The following is a 19,078-nucleotide window of genomic DNA, read 5'->3' as shown; positions in this document are numbered from 1 at the left end:
GAAAAGCGATCCGTCGGCGACGGCGGGTCCACCGACGGGGCAACCCGGACGCCGACGCGCCCGGCCAAACTCTCAGGTCCCATGACAGAGCGGGGAGGGCCCCTGTCGACCGACCCTGGAGCGCCCTCGTGTCCCACTCCCCCGCCGACCCGGACCTCTTCGCCGACCGGCACCTCGGCCCGCGCGCCGACGAGACCGCGGCGATGCTGGCCGCCCTCGGCTACGCGGACCTCGACGCCCTGGTCGACGCGGCCGTCCCGGCCTCGATCCGGCAGCCCGCCGCGCTGGACCTCCCGGCGGCGCGCACGGAGACCGAGGTGCTCGCCCACCTGCGCGAGATCGCCGCGAAGAACCAGGTCAAGCGCCAGATGATCGGGCAGGGCTACTACCCGGCGATCACCCCGGCCGTGATCCGCCGCAACCTGCTGGAGTCCCCCGCCTGGTACACGGCGTACACGCCGTACCAGCCGGAGATCTCGCAGGGTCGCCTGGAGGCGCTGCTGAACTTCCAGCAGCTCGTCGAGGACCTCACGGGCCTGGAGATCGCGGGCGCGTCGCTGCTGGACGAGGCCACGGCCGTCGCGGAGGCCGTCGCCCTGATGTGGCGGGTGTCGCGCGCGAAGGAGGGCTTCGTCGTCCTCGACGCCGACCTGTTCGCGCAGTCGCTGGCGGTGACGCGCGGCCGGGCCGACGCCGTGGGCCTGCCGGTCGTGGTCGCGGACCTCTCGGACGGCCTGGAGGCAGGGCTCGCCGCGGCGGGACCGCTGCCCGTCGGCGACCTGGTCGGCGTGGTCGTGCAGCAGAGCGGCGCGTCGGGCCGGGTGCTGGACCTGCGCGGCGTGGTCGCGGAGGCGAAGGAGCGCGGGGCGCTGGTGACGGTCGCGACCGACCCGCTGGCGCTGACCCTGACGACGTCGCCGGGCGAGCTCGGTGCCGACGTCGCGGTGGGGTCCGCGCAGCGCTTCGGCGTGCCGCTGTTCTACGGGGGTCCGCACGCGGCGTACATCGCGGTCCGCAAGGGGCTGGAGCGCCAGCTCCCGGGGCGTCTGGTGGGCGTCTCCGTGGACGCGGACGGCGCGGTGGCCTACCGCCTCGCCCTGTCGACGCGTGAGCAGCACATCCGCCGCGAGAAGGCGACGTCGAACATCTGCACGGCGCAGGCGCTGCTCGCGAACGTGGCGTCGATGTACGCCGTCTACCACGGGCCGCAGGGTCTGCGGGCGATCGGCGAGCGGGTCCACGGCCGGGCCGTGGCGCTGGCGGCGGGCCTGCGCGCCTCCGGGGTGGCGGTCGTCCACGAGTCGTTCTTCGACACGGTCCGGGTGGCCGTGCCGGGCCGCGCCGAGGCGATCGGGTCGGCCGCCGTCGAGGCGGGCTACAACCTGTACATCGCGGATGCCGACCACGTACAGATCGCGTGCGACGAGACCACGACCAGCGAGGACGTCGACGTCCTGCTCGGCCTGTTCGGCGCGGGCGCCGCCGACGCCGGCGAGGACCTGGGCCTCGGCGAGGCGCTGCTGCGCACCACCGGCTACCTCGAGCACCCGGTCTTCCACCGGCACCGCTCGGAGACGGCGATGCTGCGCTACCTGCGCGCGCTGAGCGACAAGGACCTCGCGCTCGACCGCACGATGATCCCGCTGGGCTCGTGCACGATGAAGCTCAACGCGACGGCCGAGATGGAGCCGATCAGCTGGCCGGAGTTCGCCGACCTCCACCCGTACGTGCCCGCCGACCAGGCGCTGGGCTACGCGGAGCTCGTCGGGACGCTGCAGGACCAGCTCGCCGAGATCACCGGGTACGCGGCGGTCTCCGTGCAGCCCAACGCCGGTTCGCAGGGCGAGCTCGCCGGTCTGCTGGCCATCCGCGCCTACCACGCGTCGCGCGGCGAGGCGCAGCGGGACGTCGTGCTGATCCCGGCGTCCGCGCACGGCACGAACGCGGCGTCGGCGACGCTCGCGGGTCTGCGCGCGGTGGTCGTGGCCACCGCCGACGACGGCGAGATCGAGCTGGCCGACCTGCACGCGAAGCTCGCGCAGCACGCGGGTCGCGTCGCGGCGATCATGATCACCTACCCCTCGACGCACGGCGTGTTCGAGGACCACGTGCGCGAGGTGTGCGGTGCCGTACACGACGCTGGCGGCCAGGTGTACATCGACGGCGCGAACCTCAACGCGCTGGTGGGGCTGGCGCGTCCGGGCGAGTTCGGCGGCGACGTCTCGCACCTCAACCTGCACAAGACGTTCTGCATCCCGCACGGTGGCGGCGGTCCCGGCGTCGGCCCGGTCGCGGTGGCCGAGCACCTCGTGCCGTTCCTGCCCGGCGACCCGACGCCGGGTCGCAAGGCCGCGACGTCCGCGGTCACGGCCGTGTCCGCCGCGCCGCACGGCTCGGCCGGCATCCTGCCGATCTCCTACGCCTACCTGTCCCTCATGGGCCCGGACGGCCTGGTGCGCGCCACCCAGCACGCCGTCCTCGCGGCCAACTACGTCGCGCAGCGCCTGGCGGCGCACTACCCGGTGCTCTACACCGGCCACGCGGGCCTCGTGGCGCACGAGTGCATCCTCGACCTGCGCCCCCTGACCGCCGAGACCGGCGTGACCGTCGACGACGTCGCCAAGCGGCTCGTCGACCTCGGGTTCCACGCCCCGACGATGGCGTTCCCCGTCGCGGGCACCCTCATGGTGGAGCCGACGGAGTCGGAGGACCTGGCCGAGCTCGACCGGTTTGTCGAGGCCATGGTGCACATCCGCGGCGAGATCGCCGCCGTCGCCGAGGGGCGCTGGGACGTCGCGTCCTCGCCGCTGCGGCAGGCGCCCCACACCGCCGCGTCGGTCATGACCGACGCCTGGGACCACCCTTACACCCGCGAGGAGGCGGCGTTCCCCGTCGCCCGCCTGCGGGACGCCAAGTACTGGCCCCCGGTGCGCCGCATCGACCAGGCCCACGGCGACCGCAACCTGCAGTGCTCCTGCCCGCCCGTCGCGGCCTACGCCGAGTGAGGACCCCCCATGACCGAGACCAGCGAGACGCTGTCCCCCCTGCACGACGAGCACGTCGCCCTCGGGGCGAACCTCACCGAGTTCGGCGGCTGGCTCATGCCGCTGCGGTACTCGTCCGACCTCGCCGAGCACCAGGCGGTCCGTCAGGCCGCGGGGCTGTTCGACCTGTCGCACATGGGTGGCATCTCCGTCACCGGGCCGGACGCGGGAGCCTTCCTCGACCACGCGCTCGTCGGCAACCTGTCGGGCCTGGCCGTCATGCGTGCCCGGTACACGATGATCTGCGCCGCGGACGGGGGAGTGCTGGACGACCTCATCGTCTACCACGTCGCGCCGGGGGAGTACTTCGTCGTCGCCAACGCCGCGAACGCCGCCACGGTGCTCGTGGCGCTGCTGGAGCGTGCCGCCGGGTTCGACGCGCAGGTCCGCGACATCTCCGCGAGCCAGGCGCTGATCGCCGTGCAAGGCCCCCGCGCCGAGGAGATCCTGCGCGCCGTCCTGGTCGAGGACGACGAGATCTCCGGCGGGACCGCGCTGGACGACCTGCGCTACTACGCCTGCCTGGGCATGCGGTTCGGCGACGAGACCGTGCTGGTGGGCCGCACCGGCTACACCGGCGAGGACGGCTTCGAGGTGTGGGTCGACGTGCCGCACGCCGTCGCGCTGTGGCGCGCGTTCCTGGCCGCGGGGGAGCCGTACGGGCTGGTCCCGGCCGGGCTGTCCGCCCGGGACTCGCTGCGCCTCGAGGCGGGCATGCCGCTGTACGGGCACGAGCTCGACACGACCACCACGCCGTTCGAGGCGGGCCTGGGGCGCGTCGTGCGCCTCGACAAGACGTCCGACGACGGCACGCCCGTGGAGTTCGTCGGCCGGGAGGCGCTGGCCGCCCGCAAGGACAGCGCGCCGGCGCGCGTGCTGGTGGGCCTGCGGGGCACCGGACGGCGGCCGGCCCGCGCCGGGTACCCCGTGGTGCGTCCCGGCGCCGACGGCGCGGCCGGCCCGCAGGTCGGCACGGTCACCTCCGGTGCCCCGTCGCCCACGCTCGGCAGCCCGGTCGCGATGGCGTACGTGACGCCCGAGGTGTCCGCCGAGGGCACCGAGCTCGCCGTGGACGTGCGCGGGCGGGCCGAACCGTTCGTCGTCGTGGCGCTGCCGTTCTACCGTCGTGGCTGAGCCACGTCCCCGACCCTTCGCAAACTTCCCCGTAGAGGAGCCCTGATCATGGCCGACTTCCCCGCGAACCTGCGCTACTCCGTCGAGCACGAGTGGATCGACGGCGCGTCCCCCGCCACCGTCGGCGTGACGTCGGTGGCCGCCGACGCGCTCGGCGACGTCGTCTACCTCGAGCTGCCGGAGGTGGGCGCGACGATCGAGGCGGGCACCGTCGTCGGCGAGATCGAGTCCACCAAGTCCGTCTCGGAGCTGTACTCGCCGGTGTCGGGCACGGTGGTCGAGGTCAACACGGCCGCCGTCGACGACCCGGCCGTGGTCAACGCCGACCCGTTCGGCGCGGGCTGGCTGTTCAAGGTGGAGGTGTCGGGCGAGGGTCAGCTCCTCAGCGCCGAGGAGTACGCCCAGCACACCGCCTGAGCGTCCGTGACCATATCGTGATGTAAGTTTCGCGTCGACCCGGCAACGCGTTCGTCAGCCCGCTGACCTGCGACGATGCCGGGTCGTCGTGTGCCCGGGGCGCCTTGTGACGCCTTCGCGGCGTCGCGAGGCGAAAACTCGCCGACGTGATCCGCGTCATGAACCCCCGCCTTCGCACTCTCTCCCCGTGACGGCAGATCCCCAGGTCGACCGAACACCGGTCGGCGCCTGTCGATGGAGGAAAGAACGATGAGTGCTATCGAGCTCGACCGGACGTTCATGAACCCCGGTCTGACCCGCCGCGAGCAGGTCGTGCTGTCCAACCTGTCCGAGGACGTGACCCTCGAGCAGATCGCCAGCCGCCTCTTCGTCACGCGGAACACGGTGAAGTCGCAGGTGCGCAGCGTCTACCGCAAGCTCGGGGTCTCGACCCGCGCCGACGCGGTCGCCTGGGCCGAGGAGGCGGGGATCCGCCAGTTCTGACACTTGTCACGGTCACGAGCCCTGTCACCACTCGGGGGATGTCGGTGGCAGGGCTCGTGTCGTCCCCGGACAGAGACGGGGCGGTGACCTGCCGGATGGCAGACTCGCGCCCATGACCCGACGCCTCGTGGTCGCCACGGCGATCGTCGACTCGCTGCACCGCCCCACCCGCCTGCTCGCCGCGCGCCGCTCCCGCCCGGCAGAGCTCGCCGGCCGGTGGGAGTTCCCCGGCGGCAAGGCCGAACCGGGCGAGGCCCCCGTCGACGCCGTCCACCGCGAGATCCGCGAGGAGCTCGGCGTCACCGTCACCCTCGGCGACGAGATCGTCGGCCCCGACGACGGCGGCTGGTTCATCACCGACCGGCACGTCATGCGTCTGTGGTTCGCCACCGTCGACCAGGGTGACCCCGTCCCCCTCGTCGAGCACGACGCCCTCGAGTGGCTCGCGCACGACGCCCTGTGGACCGTCGACTGGCTCGACGGTGACGTCCCGATCGTCGAGACCCTCGCGGCGCGCCTCGCGCCGCCCGACTGACGCCGAGTCAGCGCAGAGTCCGACCAGTCAGCGCAGGCCATCGCGAGTCAGCGCACATCCCCGCCAGTCAGCGCAGGCCGTCGCGAGTCAGCGCGAGGTCGGCGAGCCAGCGGTCGGCGTCGGCGTGGCTCCGCAGGCGGACGACGGTGACGTGCGGCGCGACGTCGGCGAGGTGCTCCACCAGGCCGTCGAACTTGTGACGGGTGTGCCACGCCCACCGCAGGATGTGCTCCTTGTCCCGCAGGATCGTCCACAGGGGCGGCTCGACGTTCCCGTTCCACAGGACCGTGCGGCGGAAGCGGCGGGAGAGGGTGCGGCGCAGCACCTGCCGCATGACGACGTGGACGGGCAGGTCGAGCCACACCAGCAGCTCGGCGCGTTCCAGCAGGAGCGGGCGGACGGGCTGGTACTGCCACTCGGTGATCCAGGCCTCCGACGCCGCGAGCGCGGTCACGTCGTCGAGGAACTCCGGTCGCGGCACCCAGCCGGGCCCGTGGAACAGGGCGTCGATCTCGGTGTGCGGCACGTCGAGGATCTGCCCGAGCCGACTCGCCAGGGTGGTCTTGCCCGCGCCGGCCGTGCCCGCGACGAGGACGCGGCGCGCGCTGCGGGCGCGGCCGACGGGGGAGCGGTGGTCGTGGGGCACCGCGCGACGTTACCGCGTGCGTGCCGCCCTGTCTCCGGGTCGCCGCGCTGCCTGCGTCAGCGGGTGAGCCCGGCGAGCCAGCGCTCGGCCTCGCGGTGGCTCCGCAGGCGCACGACGACGACGTGGGGTGCGTCGTGCGGGAAGCGGGCGACCCGGGCGGCGGTGTCGTGCCGGGTGCGCCAGGCCCACCGCAGGACGTGGTTGGGCTCCGTCAGGACCGTCCACAGGGGCGCCTCCCGGTTGCCCGCCCACAGCTCGGTGCGGTGGACGTGCCGGTGCACGGTGCGGCGCAGCAGCTGCCACATGACCAGCAACGGGGGCAGATCGAGCCACACCACCGCCTGGGCGCGGGCCAGCAGCACGGGTCTGGCCTGCGGGAACAGCCACTCGGTCACCCACGCGTCGGACGCCGCGAGCGCCCGGACGTCGTCGAGGAACTCGGGCCGGGGCGTCCAGCGCGGGCCGTGGTGCAGGGCGTCGATGTCGGTGTAGGGGAGGTCGAGGACGGCGGCGAGGCGGCGCGCCAGGGTGGACTTGCCCGCGCCCGGGGAGCCCGCGACGACGACGCGGCGCAGGGCGGGCGGATCGGCGCGTCCGGGCACGTCGCGAACCTAGCGGACCGGTCACGACGCCGCCCGGCCGCCGGACGCGCCTCGGCCCCGGACGCGCCTCAGCCCCGGACGTGCCTCAGTCCCGGACGTGCCTCAGTCCCGCACGGGCCGCACGACCATCGCGGCGCCGCCGCCTCGCCGTCGGGGCTCGGACACGGCGGTGAGCAGGCCGTCCTCGCCGATCTGCACGGCGGTCGCGGCCCCGATCTCCGCGGCCGAGGTGAACTGGTCGCCGGACGCCACGAGCGTGTGCCCGTACGCCGTCAGCGCCGGGCCGTAGGCGCTGATGAACTCGGGTTCCGCGGTGACGTTCGCGGTGTTGCGCTGCGTCGCCCGCGGCGCGGCGAGCGCCTGGTCGATCGGCATGCCGCGGTCGAGGTGATTGGTCAGCGTCTGCAGGACGGTGGTGATGATGGTGGACCCGCCGGGGGAGCCGAGCGCGAGGACGGGCTCGTCGTCGCGCAGGACCAGCGTCGGGGCCATGGAGGAGCGGGGCCGCTTGCCCGGCTCGATCCGGTTGGGGTCGTCGGCGTCCCACACGGGCGAGAAGTCGGTCAGCTCGTTGTTGAGCAGGAAACCGCGACCCGGCACGACCATCCCCGACCCGCCCGTCTGCTCGATGGTCAGGGTGTACTCGACGACGTTCCCCCACTTGTCCACGACCGTCAGGTTCGTCGTCGAGATGTTCTCCGTGTCCTCGCGCTCGGGGGCGAGCGTCTCGCCGCAGGTCCCGTCGTCGGCGTCCACGTCACCGGGCGGCACGGGCTTGGTGGCGGCCGTCGTCGGGTCGAGCAGGCAGGCGCGCTCGGCCGCGAACTCGTCCGACAGCAGCGTGTCCAGCGGCACGTCGACGAACGCCGCGTCACCCAGGTAGGCGCCACGGTCGGCGAACGCCAGCGCGCTCGCCTCCAGGTAGTGGTGCAGGTAGTCGACGTCCGACATCCCCGCGAGGTCGAACGTCTCCAGGATGTTCAGCGCCTCGCCCACCGTCGACCCGCCGGACGACGGCGGTGCCATCCCGTACACGTCGAACTCCCGGTAGTCCGACACCGTGGGCGCCTGCACCAGCGCCTGGTAGCCCGCCAGGTCCTCCAGCGCGAGGTGGCCGGGCGGCACCGGCAGCGTCGTCGCCGGGTCCGTGACCGGGTCCTGCACCGCCGACACCATCTCGGCGGCCAGCGCACCGGAGTAGAACGCGTCGGTGCCCCGCTTCGCCAGCTCCTCGTACGTGCGCGCGAGGTCCGGGTTGCGGAACCTGCTGCCCACCCGCGGCGCGTCACCCCGCGGCAGGAACAGCTCCGCCGTCGCCGGGAACGCCGCGAACCGCGCCTCGTTGTCCAGGGTTTGCTGCCGGAACGTCTCGTCCACGACGAACCCCCGCCGCGCCAGCGTGGTCGCCGGGCGCAGCGCCTTGCGCAGCGACCACGTGCCCCACTCGTCCAGCGCCGTCTCCCACGTCGCCGGCGTGCCGGGCGTCCCCACGGACACCCCGCTCGTCACCAGCTCCGGCGTGAACCGGTAGGGCGCGCCCGTCGCCGGGTCGATGAACGCGTCCCGCGGCATCGCCGCCGGCGCCGTCTCCCGGCCGTCGATCGTCGACACCTCGCCCGAGCGGGCGTCGTAGTGGAGGAAGAACCCGCCCCCGCCGATGCCGGCGCTGTACGGCTCCGTCACCCCCAGCGCTGCCGCCGCCGCGACCGCCGCGTCCACCGCGTTCCCGCCCCGGCGCAGCACGTCCAGACCCACGCGGCTCGCCTCCGGGTCGACCGTGCTGATCGCCCCTCCGAACCCGCGCGCCGTGGGCACCTTGTCGTCCCAGCGGCCGTGGTCCTTCCCGGCGCTCGACGACGGCGGGTGGGCGCTCGCGGTGGTCGTGCCGACCGCGGTGGTGGCGACGGCGGTGGTCGCGGCGAGGGTGACCGCCGTGAGGCCGGCGAGCAACCGGGGGCCGCTGCGCCGGCCGCTCGGTCGCTCGGCGGAGCGGGTCTGACGTGCGGAACTACGGTGGTCCATGGTCCTGCCTCTCGGTGGCCGGAGGAACGTCCAGGCTCACCACGGTCGCGCGGGGCAACGGATCCCGCGACCGGAAGCGTGCCCGGCGCGGGGTGGGGGAGACTGGCCCGGTGCCCGTCCACGAGTACCCGATCGAGGTGCTGCACCTGCTCGTGTCTCCCGAGCACGCCTACTTCGGGCGGCCGCGCGACGGCGCAGCCGACGTCCCGACGTCGGACCTGGACGAGGTGCGGGTCGTGGCGGGCAAGGGCATCGTCGGGGACCGGTTCTTCGGCAAGGCGGCGCACATGGATGCCGCGGTGACGCTGTTCGCGGCGGAGGCGCTGGAGGCGGTGGCGGAGGACCTCGGCACCGGCCCGCTCGACCCGCTCGCGACGCGCCGCAACGTCGTGGTGCGCGGGGCGGAGCTGGGGCCGCTCGTGGGGGAGGAGGTCGAGCTGCGGACCGCAGGTGGTGCCGTGCGGCTGCGCGTCGGGCGCCCGGCGCACCCGTGCGCGTGGATGGACCGCGTCCTCGCGCCCGGTGCGCACCACGCGCTGCGGGGCCGGGGCGGCGTGCGCTGCATGCCGCTGACCGACGGGACGCTGCACCGCGGGCCGGGGGTGCTGGTCAGCCCGGTGGAGCTCGACCCGTCGCGGGCCGGGGTCGCCGCCCGCAGGCCTCGGCTGCCCTGAGCGGGGACTACTCTTTTCCCCATGAGCGACTTCCAGGTGAACCCGGCCCCGAAGAGCGACGCCCCCGGAGCCATGCTGGGGCGGGTCATCGTCTCGATGGTGCTGTTCGTCGGCGGCCTGGTCCTCATCGGCATCGGCGCGACCGCCGACCCGGCCATCGCCCCGTTCGTCTTCGCGGGCGGCATCGTCGCGGCGAGCCTGGCGTTCGGCCTCCCGATGATCGGCGCATCCGAGCGCTGAGCCGGAGAAAGCTCAGGCTCCTGTCACCATCCAGGCGGTGCCGCGTGCCCGCAGGCCGGTGGTGAGAGCGCGGGCGAGCATGAACACGCCGGCGAACGCGGCCCACAGCCACGCGAGCCCGACGGCGCCGTCGGGTGCCCAGGCGCGGACGGCGAGGGCGACGGGCGCGTACGCAACGAGGGTGAGCATGCCCGCCCAGGCGAGGTAGCGGCCGTCCCCGGCGCCGATGAGGACGCCGTCGAGCACGAACACCCAGCCGGCCATGGGCATGAGCAGACCCGTGACGACGAGCCCGGCGGTGATGGCGACGCGGACGTCGGGGTCGGCGGTGAACAGCGGGGCGATCCACCAGGCGCCGGCGGCGAGGACGACGCCGATGACGACTCCTGCGCCGACGCCCCACTGGAGGCAGCGCCGCAGCACCTCGCGGACGCGGCTGGTGTCGGCGGAGCCGAGCCCGAACCCGACGAGGGCCTGCGCGGCGATGGCGAGGGCGTCGAGGGCGAACGCGGCGAGTCCCCAGAGGCTGTTGACGACCTGGTGCCCGGCGAGCGCGGTGGCGCCGAGCCCGGTGGCGACCCAGACGGTGAGCAGGATGGCGAGGCGCAGCGACATGGTGCGCACGAGCAGGGGGGCGCCGGCGACGGCGTTGGCCCAGATCCCGGCGTGGTGGGGGCGCAGGGAGGCGCCGCGGCGCCGCGCCCCGCGGACCACGACGACGCCGAGGACGACGGCCATGGCGAGCTGCGCCGTCGACGTCGCGATCGCGGACCCGGCGATCCCGAGGCCGACGCCGTAGACGAGCGTGACGGAGCCGACGGCGTTGAAGACGGCGCCGCCGGACGCGACCCACAGGGGGGTGCGGGTGTCCTGGAGGCCGCGCAGCACGCCGGTGGCGGCGAGCACGAGCAGCATGCCGGGCAGGCCGGGGGCGGACCACCGCAGGTAGGTGACGGCGTGGTCGGCGACCTCGCCGTCGGCGCCCATCGCCGTGACGGCCCCGGGGGCGAGGGCGACGAGCAGCCCGGCGAGGACGACGCCGAGCCCGAGCGCGAGCCACAGGCCGTCGATCCCGGACTGGAGCGCCTCGCGCTCGGCCCCGGCGCCGAGGCGGCGGGCGACCGCCGCGGTGGTCGCGTAGGCGAGGAACACGCACAGCCCGACGAGGGTGAGCAGCAGCGTCGAGGCGAGGGACAGGCCCGCGAGCTCGGCGGTGCCGAGGTGCCCGACGACGGCGGTGTCGACGAGGACGAAGAGGGGTTCGGCGACGAGTGCGCCGAGGGCGGGGAGCGCGAGGGCGAGGATGTCGCGGTCGAGCCGACGCACGTCACGCACCTTTCTTTCCTCCACAGCCTGGGAACAGCATCACCGCAGGTCACAGGCGATCCGCGGGTTGTACACAGGAGATGTCCCCAGGTGTGCACAGGGTTGTCCACTGTCTGTGCACAGGGTGTCGGTAGTCTTCCACAACCCCTTCCACACCTGTGTCCACAGGCGCCGTTGCAGACGGTCGCGGGCGCGCCTAGCGTCGTCCCGAGTGTCGGTGGGGCACGGTAGAACGAGACCACGACGGCGGGCCGCAGGCTCGCCGCGGGGTCAGGTGCGGCGGGGGCCGGCAAGGGGGAGAAGCATGTCGATCGATGAGCTCGAGGCGGGCTACGGCTCGTCGTCCGGAGCCGCGTTCGACCGCACCCCGCCACAGGACATCGACGCCGAGATGAGCGTGCTCGGCGGCATGCTGCTGTCCAAGGACGCCATCGCCGACGTCGTCGAGCAGATCCGCGGCAACGACTTCTATCGCCCCGCGCACGAGGCCGTCTACGACGCGATCGTCGACCTCTACGGCCGCGGCGAGCCCGCCGACGCGATCACCGTCGTCGCCGAGCTCACCAAGCGCGGCGAGATCGGCCGCATCGGCGGCGCCTCCTACATCCACGACCTCATGGCCGGCGTCCCCACCGCCGCGAACGCCGGCTACTACGCCCGCATCGTGCAGGAACGCGCCGTGCTGCGCCGCCTCGTCGCCGCCGGCACCAAGATCGTCCAGCTCGGGTACGCCACCGACGGCGGCGACGTCGACGCCGTCGTCAACAACGCGCAGGCGGAGATCTACGCCGTCACCGAGCGCAAGACGTCCGAGGACTACATGCCGCTCGCCGACATCATCGGCGGCACCATGGACGAGATCGAGGCTGCCGGGAACCGCGGCGAGGGCATGACCGGAGTCCCCACCGGGTTCGCCGACCTCGACCGCCTCACCAACGGCCTGCACCCCGGCCAGATGATCGTCATCGCCGCCCGTCCGGCCATGGGCAAGGCCCTCGCCCTCGACACCCCCTGCCCACGCCGACGGGCTGGACCACCATGGGTGACGTCGCCGTCGGCGACGAGCTGGTCGCCGTCGACGGGACGCCGACGCGCGTCGTGCGGGCGACCGAGGTCATGCCCGGCCGCCCCTGCTACGAGGTCGTCTTCGACGACGGCACGACCATCGTCGCGGACGCCTGGCACGAGTGGGCGACCAGCACCTCCGGCGATCCAGCCGACGTCGAGGTCCGCACCACCGAGGACGTCGTCGCGTCAATGCGTGACGGTGTCGCACACTCCGTCGCCCGGCACGACGCCGCCTGGAAGATCGTCGACGTCCGCGCCGTGGAGTCCGTCCCCGTACGCTGCGTCGAGATCGACCACCCGACGCACCTCTACCTCGCGTCGCACGCCGGCATCCCGACGCACAACTCGACCCTCGCGATCGACATCGCCCGTGCTGCCTCCATCAAGAACCAGAAGGCGTCCGTCGTCTTCTCCCTGGAGATGAGCCGCAACGAGATCACGATGCGTCTGCTCTCCGCCGAAGCGCGGGTGCACCTGCAGAAGCTGCGCAACGGCTCCATGGGCGACGACGACTGGCAGAAGCTCGCCGGCGTCATGGGCAAGGTGTCCGAGGCGCCGATGTTCATCGACGACTCGCCCAACATGTCGCTCACCGAGATTCGCGCCAAGTGCCGGCGACTCAAGCAGAAGCACGACCTCAAGCTCGTCGTCATCGACTACCTCCAGCTGATGTCGTCCGGCAAGAAGGTCGAGTCCCGCCAGCAGGAGGTCTCCGAGTTCTCCCGCGCGCTCAAGCTGCTCGCGAAGGAGATCGAGGTCCCCGTCATCGCGCTGTCGCAGCTGAACCGTGGCCCGGAGCAGCGCGGCGACAAGAAGCCGCAGATGTCGGACCTCCGTGAATCAGGCTGCCTCACCGAGGACACGCGGATCCTGCGCGCGGACACCGGCGCCGAGACGACGATGGGCGAGCTCTTCGCCCTCAACGCCAAGGACGTCCCCGTCTGGGCGCTCAACGACCGCCTCCAGTACGTGCGACGGCACCTCACCCACGTCTTCCCGACCGGGGTCAAGCCCGTCTACCGGCTCCGGCTGGCATCCGGCAAGGAGATCGAGGCGACCGCCAACCACCCGTTCCTCACCTACGACGGCTGGACACCGCTCGGCGAGCTCGAGGTCGGTTCCCGCGTCGGCGTGCCGCGGCACGTCCCCGGCCCGGAGCGGAACGCCGAGTGGGACGACCGGAAGGTCGTCATGCTCGCCCGCATCGTCAGCGGCGCGGACGTCGAACAGTCGTACCAGTCACTCCGTGACGAGGCCTGGCTCGACCGGGAGCTGCGCATCCCCGAGAGCGTGCACCACCTCCCGAAGCAGCAGATCGCACTGTTCTTGCGCACGATCGCGGAGACTCGCGGAGAGGTCGTCCTCGACACAACCGGGAGCGGCCGGGTCGTCGTCCGTGGTTCCCGGGTCGTCCTCGACGGCCTGAGCCGACTGCTCCTGCGGTTCGGCATCTCTGTCCGGATCACCGCCGGCGACGACGGCGCCCGCCTGGACGTCGTGGGCGACGACGACCTGCGCCGCTTCCTCCAGGAGATCGGCCTCGGTGAGACCGATGCCGCTGCCGCTGGCGAGCTGCTCGCTCAGGTCAGGGCCGCATCGGGAAAGTCCGGCGACCTCGGGCCGCGTCGCATGTGGGACGAGGTCCGCGACGTCCTCACCGCCCAGGTGGTGGCTGCCGGAACCCGCGCCGTCGAGAGCGACGGCCGCCAGCGGCTCGGCGCTGTCGCCGACGTGCTCGACCAGGCCGACCTGGAGATCGAGGCCGTCAACGATCTCGTCTGGGACGACGTCGTCTCCGTCGAGCCGATGGGGGAGAAGCAGGTGTTCGACGCCACCGTGCTCGACACCCACAACTTCATCGCCAACGGCATCGCCGTCCACAACAGCATCGAGCAGGACGCCGACATGGTCATCCTGCTGCACCGCGAGGACGCCTACGAGAAGGAGTCTCCTCGCGCGGGCGAGGCGGATCTGATCGTGGCGAAGCACCGAAACGGCCCCACGGACACGATCACCGTTGCGTTCCAGGGCCACTACTCGCGGTTCGTCGACATGCAGGTCTGACACCATGTGGTGCCTCTGGCGCGCTCTTGACCCCGTCGCGCTTGGCCCCAGAGGCTTAGCTCCGTGCGACACGCTTGCCGTGAAGGCATGTGCAGCGTGACCGGCGAGCGCTGGTCTGCGTGGCGAGTCGTATCGGGGACATCGTGATCAAGTCTTATGGCCCGGCGGTCTTGGCTCGCTGCTGGGGAGTGGCCTGTGCAGTCGCTGCTAAATAGGATCGGGGACCATGAACTCCGAGGTCACGGGTAACTGGATCCTGCCGATCGTCGTGTTCGCCGTCGTCCTCGCGATCGCGCTGTTCTCCGGTACCAGCGTGGTGCTCTCGATGGTTGCTGCGGCGGTGGCCTTGGCGCTCACGTTCGGCGTCGTCGTCCTGCTCGACCGCCGGCGTACTGACCGCCGAGCCCGCTAGCGGGCCAGCGCCCTCACATGGCGACATCTGCTTGTGGTGCCAGCCGTGCGGCGCGCTTCGGGCCGCGAGGCTATGGTCTTCGCCGTGGCGGATGCGCTGGGGTTCTCGCCGCTGGCGGGTGTCAGCGTGCTTTGGTTGCGCGCATCCAGGTCATCTCGGTCTCGCTCAGCTTTGGTCGCCCGGCGGCGATCCATGCCGGTTCGTAGAGCTCGGTCAGTCCACGCCAGTGCGGGTCTGCAGGGTCGCGCAGCTCCCATCCAAGCTCGTCGAGCCGCAGGTCTCCCTTGCGACGGTTGCAGCCCCAGCAGGCAGTGACGAGGTTGTCCTCCGCCACGGGATCACCGCCGCCGGCGATGGACTGGACGTGATCCAGTGTGGCGGATCGGGAGACGAAGGCGGGGTGTGTCTGATCGGACTTCCAGTTCGGGTGCATGGGGAACTCGTCCGGGAAGAGCCTCGACAGCAGCCGCATGACCGGGGTGAGGACGGTCTTCTCTCCGCAGTAGCGGCACTGGTAGCAGTCCCGCGCATAGATCCCCGCGATCACCGACGTCGAGGGCCATCGTTCTGGGCGCCGGGGCACCGGCGCGAACTGGATGTCCTGCAGTACCGACCGCGCGCCATCGATGTCGCGATCGGCCACGTGGTGCAAAGCCGACTCGAGGGCCTCGGGGTAGGGGTCGTCGAGCTGGCGGGGCCGAGGCGGACGCCGTTCGTCCGCGGATCCTGACTCCATCAGCCGGCTCTCCAAGCCACGGCATCGAGCAGACGCAGATCCGTCAGCCGCGCCATCACTCGGACCGTAGCGTCCTCGTCGGCAGCCAGTCGGGCGCGCACTTCGGTGAGTGCCCGTGCGTTGCTCTCGTCGATGAGGTCCTCGCGGATGGCTACCCAGTTCAGGCGTCGAGCGCCGAGGTCCGGGTGGCGTCGAGCGGCCTCGGCTGCGGCTGGCCCGTAGGCGGCGAGCAGCCTGCTGTCGAGGATCGGGATCAGAGCAGGGCGCTTGAGATGGAGCACCTTGTGGATTTTGGCGGTCGCTACGCCCTTGGGAGCGGCTTCGCGGAAGTGGTCGTAGAGGGCGATGGCCGCTGCGTACAGCCCATCGGGCTCGGCCGGGTCCGCACTAGCCAGGCTGGCGTCGGCGGCCACTTGGCTCCACGGCGCGCTGCGGCCCCGCTCGACGAACCAGGCGCTCTCCGTGGCCGAGATTCGGCTCGCGATGATCCGGGTTCGTGTCACCTCGTCGGCAGTCAGCACGTTGGCGTCTCCGGAACCGCCCAGGTCATACTTCGTGAGGGTGCCGCTATAGCGATGCGCGTACTCAGTCAGCTGTTTGAACGGGTCAGCGATCGTCTTGCCTGCGACTGTCATCTGTGACGGCATCCGACCAGAGTGGCAGACCGGTCCGACAATGGTGCGACGGTGCGATAGTCGTCTGCATCCCTCGTGGTACCTGCGGTGCGGTTGGGGGCTGCCCGTCGAGTCGAGGCGTCAGTGCGAGGACGCTCTGCCGACCAGGTCGTCGATCTGCCTCTGGGCGGGTGCTGTCGGCAGATCCCATACGGCAGCGAAGGCTGCGGCGAGCAGAGGCCAGACCTTCGCCAGGCCGTCCTGGACGGTGCGGATGTCGGTGGAGTGGGGCGGCATGACGACGACGTCATGAGGGATGACCCGTCCTGCGTGATCGAGTCGACCGTCGGGGTCCGGGAACCGCAGCGCGACACGATCGCCCACCCGTCGGCACGTCAACTCCGCGTCGCCGGTTCCGGCAAAAGCCCGCTCGTAGGCGTCCAGCGGGTCGGCGTACCCGCTGTCGAGGAGGAACCGAAATCCCCAGGAGCGCCCGCGGGTGGCCCAGATGAGGTTCACTTGTTGCTCTTCACAAAGGTTCCGTCCTCTTCGCCGCGCTCGAGATCGAGCTGGAACTGCGAGAGGACTGCTGCCAGGTTGTCGTGCTTGGCCCGTGCGGTGGCGTTCACTGCTTCGATCTTGGACCTGCTGAGCTGCGCCGCCTGGGCGAGCATGGGCAGCGCGGACGCCAGCAGTGGACCGACCTTGGGGATCTTGCCGATGACGTCCCGGAAAGACTTCGCACTCACCAGAACCAGCGCGATCGCCTCGGCGTTGTCGGCGAAGTGGTCGAGCAGTCGGCGAGGGACCTCGAAGTGCTGCGACCACTGGACCAGCCGTTGCAGGGGCAGGATCGAGGCCACCGGGAGGATGAGATCGAGGCCGACGCGCTTGGTGACCTCGATCCTCTCGGGCTCGAACTTGGCAGACGAGAGGAGCAGGAAATCCTCCCCAAGCGACAGGGCTTCGGGGAACTGCACCAGGTCGGTGACGACGTCGCGCAGTGCGGCGACGTCGCCGGCGGCCTTTTGGATGAGAAGGTCCTGGAAGCCGTGGGCGTGCAACTCGGGGTGCAGGTCGGCCTTGGACAAGGCGATGATCCACACCCGCGGGAACTCCTTCAGCCGCTCGCCGTCGTCCAGGAGTTCGTCCTTGAGCCGGAGCAGTCCGTCGCGCAGGTCCCCAAACAGGGACTTCAGGTACTTCCCCTCGTCCCCGGCGTAATCGAGGAGCTTCTGCCCATCGACGAGGACCATGGCGACGTCCGAGCGGAGCAGAGACCGGAACGTGTCGACCCGGCGCGTCGCTTCGGTCTCGCTGCTGGGCTCCTGCTCGAACCACTCGCCCGGGTAGTCATGCCAGACCAGACGCAGCGCGTCGAAGGCCCGGGCCTTGGCAGTCTTGGCGTCCGCCGAGTCCTTCAGCTTGACCGTGAACTTGTAGGGCTCGGCGGCGAACCGATTCGTCGGAGGCGTCTTCGCGTCGTTCTTCATGCCCAGGTAGATCTGACGCAGGCGATGTCCTTGGCCGGTGTCGTCCGCGATGACGTGGAACAGGCTCTCCTTGGCAAACGACGGTTCCTGGGTCGCCCCGTAGAACGAGGAGACGAGAACAGTCTTGCCGCTGCCGCTCCCGCCGAACACGGCGATGTGCTGGTCTCTGACTCGAAGACTCGCTGCCACGCGGCGACGATACAGCGGGCATCGGAGTCAGCGCCGCTGGATCGGCCGCGGCTGAACGATTGACCGGGTGAACTTCGCGAGTCCTCGCGTGCCTGACCTGCGGAGTTCTGGTGTGCCCCGGCTTCCGTGGAGTCAGATTGCTGGAATCTAGGCCACGGTGATCGTTGCTGTGCTCTCGAACTCTACGGGTGTCAGCCAGCCGAGGGCGGAGTGCCGGCGCTGGCGGTTGTGGAAGATCTCGAGGTACTCGAAGATCGCGTTCGCGAGCTCCAGGCGGGTGCGCCAGCGGCGACGGTCCAAGAGCTCGACCTGCATGCGCGACCAGAAGCTCTCGATGACGGCATTGTCGTAGCAGTCGCCGATCGATCCCATCGACGGCACCAGGCCGGACTCCTTGGCCCGGGTGGTGAAGGCCCAGGATCCGAATTGAACGCCATGGTCCGAGTGAATGATCGTCCCGGCGGGTGGCCGGCGGTTCTCGATGGCCATGCCGAGCGCGTTGGTGACCAGGGCGGCGGTCGGTGAGGAGTCGATCGACCACCCGACCACTCGCCGCGAGCACACATCGAGCACGACGGTGCAGTACACCTTGCCCTCCCTGGTCGGGTGCTCGGTGATGTCGGTGACCCACAGCTCGTCGACTCTCTCGCGGGCGAACTGCCGATCGACGAGATCGTTCGAGATCAGATCCGGGCGGGCGCGACGCCGCTTCGGGCGCCCGCCCATGCCCTTGAGCCCGGCGCGAGCCATGAGCATCTCCACGGTCCCATGCCAGACCTGGACGCCGTGGCCTTTGGTCAGCTCGGCATGAACCCGCCGCGCGCCGTAGACGCCCCGCGAGGCGGTGTGGATGGTGCGGATGGTCTCGGTGAGCAGGGCATGCCGCACCCGGCGGGCCGATGGTGCTCGCACCCGCGAGGCGTAGTAGCCCGACTCCGAGCACCCCAGCACCCGCGCCGCGGGCTGGACCGGCAGGCCTTCGTCGGCCATCACCGCGATCGCTTCGAACCGCCTTTTGGGGGCACCACCTTGCCCAGCAGCTCACTCGCGCGCCGGTGGATCGCTAGCTCGGTCTCCAGCTCGGTGATCCGCTTCCTGGCTGCGGTCAGCTCGGCCTTCTCCGCACTGGTCAGGCCCGGCTCGAGGCCCTTGTCGATGCGGTCCTGGCGCCGCCAGGAGTAGATCGTCTGATCGCTGATCTCCAGATCGCGCGCCACGTCGGCGACCTTGCGGCCCGACTCGAGCAGGTCCAACACCTTGCGCCGGAACTCCGGCGGATACCCACGACGTCCCACGAGGCCCCTCCTCCAGGGTCAGGTGGCACAAGAATCCAGTAATCCGACTCCGAGGAAGGCGGGACACACCAGAGCCTCCATCAG

Annotated in this window: 18 protein-coding genes and 1 pseudogene; 10 read left to right on the top strand and 9 right to left on the bottom strand. The window is 71.6% G+C overall.

The annotated features are described in order from the left end of the window. The first annotated feature begins 128 nt into the window (after positions 1 to 128). The 5 genes from gcvP to I598_RS12055 all read left to right on the top strand — a co-directional run bounded on the left by gcvP (position 129) and on the right by I598_RS12055 (position 5,613). Positions 129 to 3,005, top strand: coding sequence for an aminomethyl-transferring glycine dehydrogenase (gene gcvP, locus I598_RS12075; protein WP_068203172.1), 2,877 nt, complete (start codon positions 129 to 131; stop codon positions 3,003 to 3,005). A 9-nt stretch (positions 3,006 to 3,014) separates the two neighbouring features. Then, positions 3,015 to 4,178, top strand: a complete 1,164-nt coding sequence (gene gcvT / locus I598_RS12070; protein WP_068203171.1) for a glycine cleavage system aminomethyltransferase GcvT — start codon at positions 3,015 to 3,017, stop codon at positions 4,176 to 4,178. 48 nt (positions 4,179 to 4,226) lie between these two features. Further along, positions 4,227 to 4,595 carry a glycine cleavage system protein GcvH gene (gene gcvH, locus I598_RS12065; RefSeq protein WP_068203170.1) on the top strand — a complete coding sequence of 123 codons (369 nt, stop codon included), beginning with the start codon at positions 4,227 to 4,229 and terminating at the stop codon, positions 4,593 to 4,595. 249 nt (positions 4,596 to 4,844) lie between these two features. Then, on the top strand, positions 4,845 to 5,078 hold the full coding sequence (locus I598_RS12060; protein ID WP_068203169.1) for a helix-turn-helix domain-containing protein: 234 nt from the start codon (positions 4,845 to 4,847) through the stop codon (positions 5,076 to 5,078). A 112-nt stretch (positions 5,079 to 5,190) separates the two neighbouring features. After that, on the top strand, positions 5,191 to 5,613 hold the full coding sequence (locus I598_RS12055; RefSeq protein WP_068203168.1) for a (deoxy)nucleoside triphosphate pyrophosphohydrolase: 423 nt from the start codon (positions 5,191 to 5,193) through the stop codon (positions 5,611 to 5,613). A 67-nt stretch (positions 5,614 to 5,680) separates the two neighbouring features. On the opposite strand, the gene I598_RS12050 is transcribed toward I598_RS12055, so the two are convergent. From I598_RS12050 to ggt, 3 genes are all read right to left on the bottom strand, one after another. Beyond that, on the bottom strand, positions 5,681 to 6,259 hold the full coding sequence (locus tag I598_RS12050; RefSeq protein WP_068203167.1) for a P-loop NTPase family protein: 579 nt from the start codon (positions 6,257 to 6,259) through the stop codon (positions 5,681 to 5,683). Positions 6,260 to 6,315: 56 nt separating this feature from the next. Continuing rightward, a complete protein-coding gene (locus I598_RS12045; protein ID WP_068203166.1) occupies positions 6,316 to 6,861 on the bottom strand; it encodes a P-loop NTPase family protein in 546 nt (181 codons plus the stop codon). Positions 6,862 to 6,963: 102 nt separating this feature from the next. After that, entirely contained in the window at positions 6,964 to 8,883 is a 1,920-nt protein-coding gene (gene ggt, locus I598_RS12040; protein WP_083973234.1) for a gamma-glutamyltransferase, read from the bottom strand. A 110-nt stretch (positions 8,884 to 8,993) separates the two neighbouring features. Between ggt and I598_RS12035 the strand changes: the two genes are divergently transcribed. Then, the gene (locus I598_RS12035) at positions 8,994 to 9,557 is read left to right on the top strand and encodes an MOSC domain-containing protein (protein ID WP_068203164.1); all 564 of its coding nucleotides are present in this window, start codon (positions 8,994 to 8,996) and stop codon (positions 9,555 to 9,557) included. Between the two features lie 21 nt (positions 9,558 to 9,578). Further along, positions 9,579 to 9,797, top strand: a complete 219-nt coding sequence (locus I598_RS12030; protein ID WP_068203163.1) for a hypothetical protein — start codon at positions 9,579 to 9,581, stop codon at positions 9,795 to 9,797. 12 nt (positions 9,798 to 9,809) lie between these two features. Here the strand turns inward: I598_RS12030 and I598_RS12025 are convergent, their stop codons facing one another. Then, complete coding sequence (locus I598_RS12025; protein ID WP_068203162.1) at positions 9,810 to 11,132, bottom strand: MATE family efflux transporter; 1,323 nt, start codon at positions 11,130 to 11,132, stop codon at positions 9,810 to 9,812. Between the two features lie 295 nt (positions 11,133 to 11,427). Here I598_RS12025 and I598_RS18110 point away from each other — a divergent pair, with 295 nt between their 5' ends. From I598_RS18110 to I598_RS12015, 3 genes are all read left to right on the top strand, one after another. Continuing rightward, positions 11,428 to 12,615 carry a DnaB-like helicase N-terminal domain-containing protein gene (locus tag I598_RS18110; RefSeq protein WP_232314144.1) on the top strand — a complete coding sequence of 396 codons (1,188 nt, stop codon included), beginning with the start codon at positions 11,428 to 11,430 and terminating at the stop codon, positions 12,613 to 12,615. Continuing rightward, positions 12,522 to 14,255: a DnaB-like helicase C-terminal domain-containing protein gene (locus I598_RS18105; RefSeq protein WP_472382568.1), complete on the top strand. Its 1,734-nt coding sequence runs from the start codon at positions 12,522 to 12,524 to the stop codon at positions 14,253 to 14,255. Before I598_RS18110 ends, I598_RS18105 begins: the two co-directional genes overlap by 94 nt. 226 nt (positions 14,256 to 14,481) lie before the next feature. After that, a complete protein-coding gene (locus tag I598_RS12015; RefSeq protein ID WP_068203161.1) occupies positions 14,482 to 14,667 on the top strand; it encodes a hypothetical protein in 186 nt (61 codons plus the stop codon). A 121-nt stretch (positions 14,668 to 14,788) separates the two neighbouring features. Here I598_RS12015 and I598_RS12010 read toward each other — a convergent pair whose 3' ends face one another. The 5 genes and pseudogenes from I598_RS12010 to I598_RS11990 all read right to left on the bottom strand — a co-directional run bounded on the left by I598_RS12010 (position 14,789) and on the right by I598_RS11990 (position 18,994). Then, complete coding sequence (locus tag I598_RS12010; protein ID WP_198155688.1) at positions 14,789 to 15,310, bottom strand: HNH endonuclease; 522 nt, start codon at positions 15,308 to 15,310, stop codon at positions 14,789 to 14,791. A gap of 92 nt (positions 15,311 to 15,402) precedes the next feature. After that, positions 15,403 to 16,050 carry a DUF6308 family protein gene (locus I598_RS12005; RefSeq protein ID WP_068203159.1) on the bottom strand — a complete coding sequence of 216 codons (648 nt, stop codon included), beginning with the start codon at positions 16,048 to 16,050 and terminating at the stop codon, positions 15,403 to 15,405. A 108-nt stretch (positions 16,051 to 16,158) separates the two neighbouring features. Further along, on the bottom strand, positions 16,159 to 16,536 hold the full coding sequence (locus tag I598_RS12000) for a hypothetical protein (protein ID WP_068203158.1): 378 nt from the start codon (positions 16,534 to 16,536) through the stop codon (positions 16,159 to 16,161). Then, positions 16,533 to 17,699 (bottom strand): TRAFAC clade GTPase domain-containing protein, encoded by a 1,167-nt coding sequence (locus I598_RS11995; protein WP_083973232.1) that lies wholly within the window; start codon positions 17,697 to 17,699, stop codon positions 16,533 to 16,535. Before I598_RS11995 ends, I598_RS12000 begins: the two co-directional genes overlap by 4 nt. A 147-nt stretch (positions 17,700 to 17,846) precedes the next feature. Beyond that, positions 17,847 to 18,994: pseudogene (locus I598_RS11990) on the bottom strand (IS3 family transposase). Positions 18,995 to 19,078: the final 84 nt, after the last annotated feature.

Source organism: Isoptericola dokdonensis DS-3, from assembly GCF_001636295.1.
GTDB lineage: Bacteria > Actinomycetota > Actinomycetes > Actinomycetales > Cellulomonadaceae > Isoptericola > Isoptericola dokdonensis.
The sequence above is the reverse complement of the archived record's forward strand: the minus strand, read 5'-3'. Positions and strand labels throughout refer to the sequence as shown.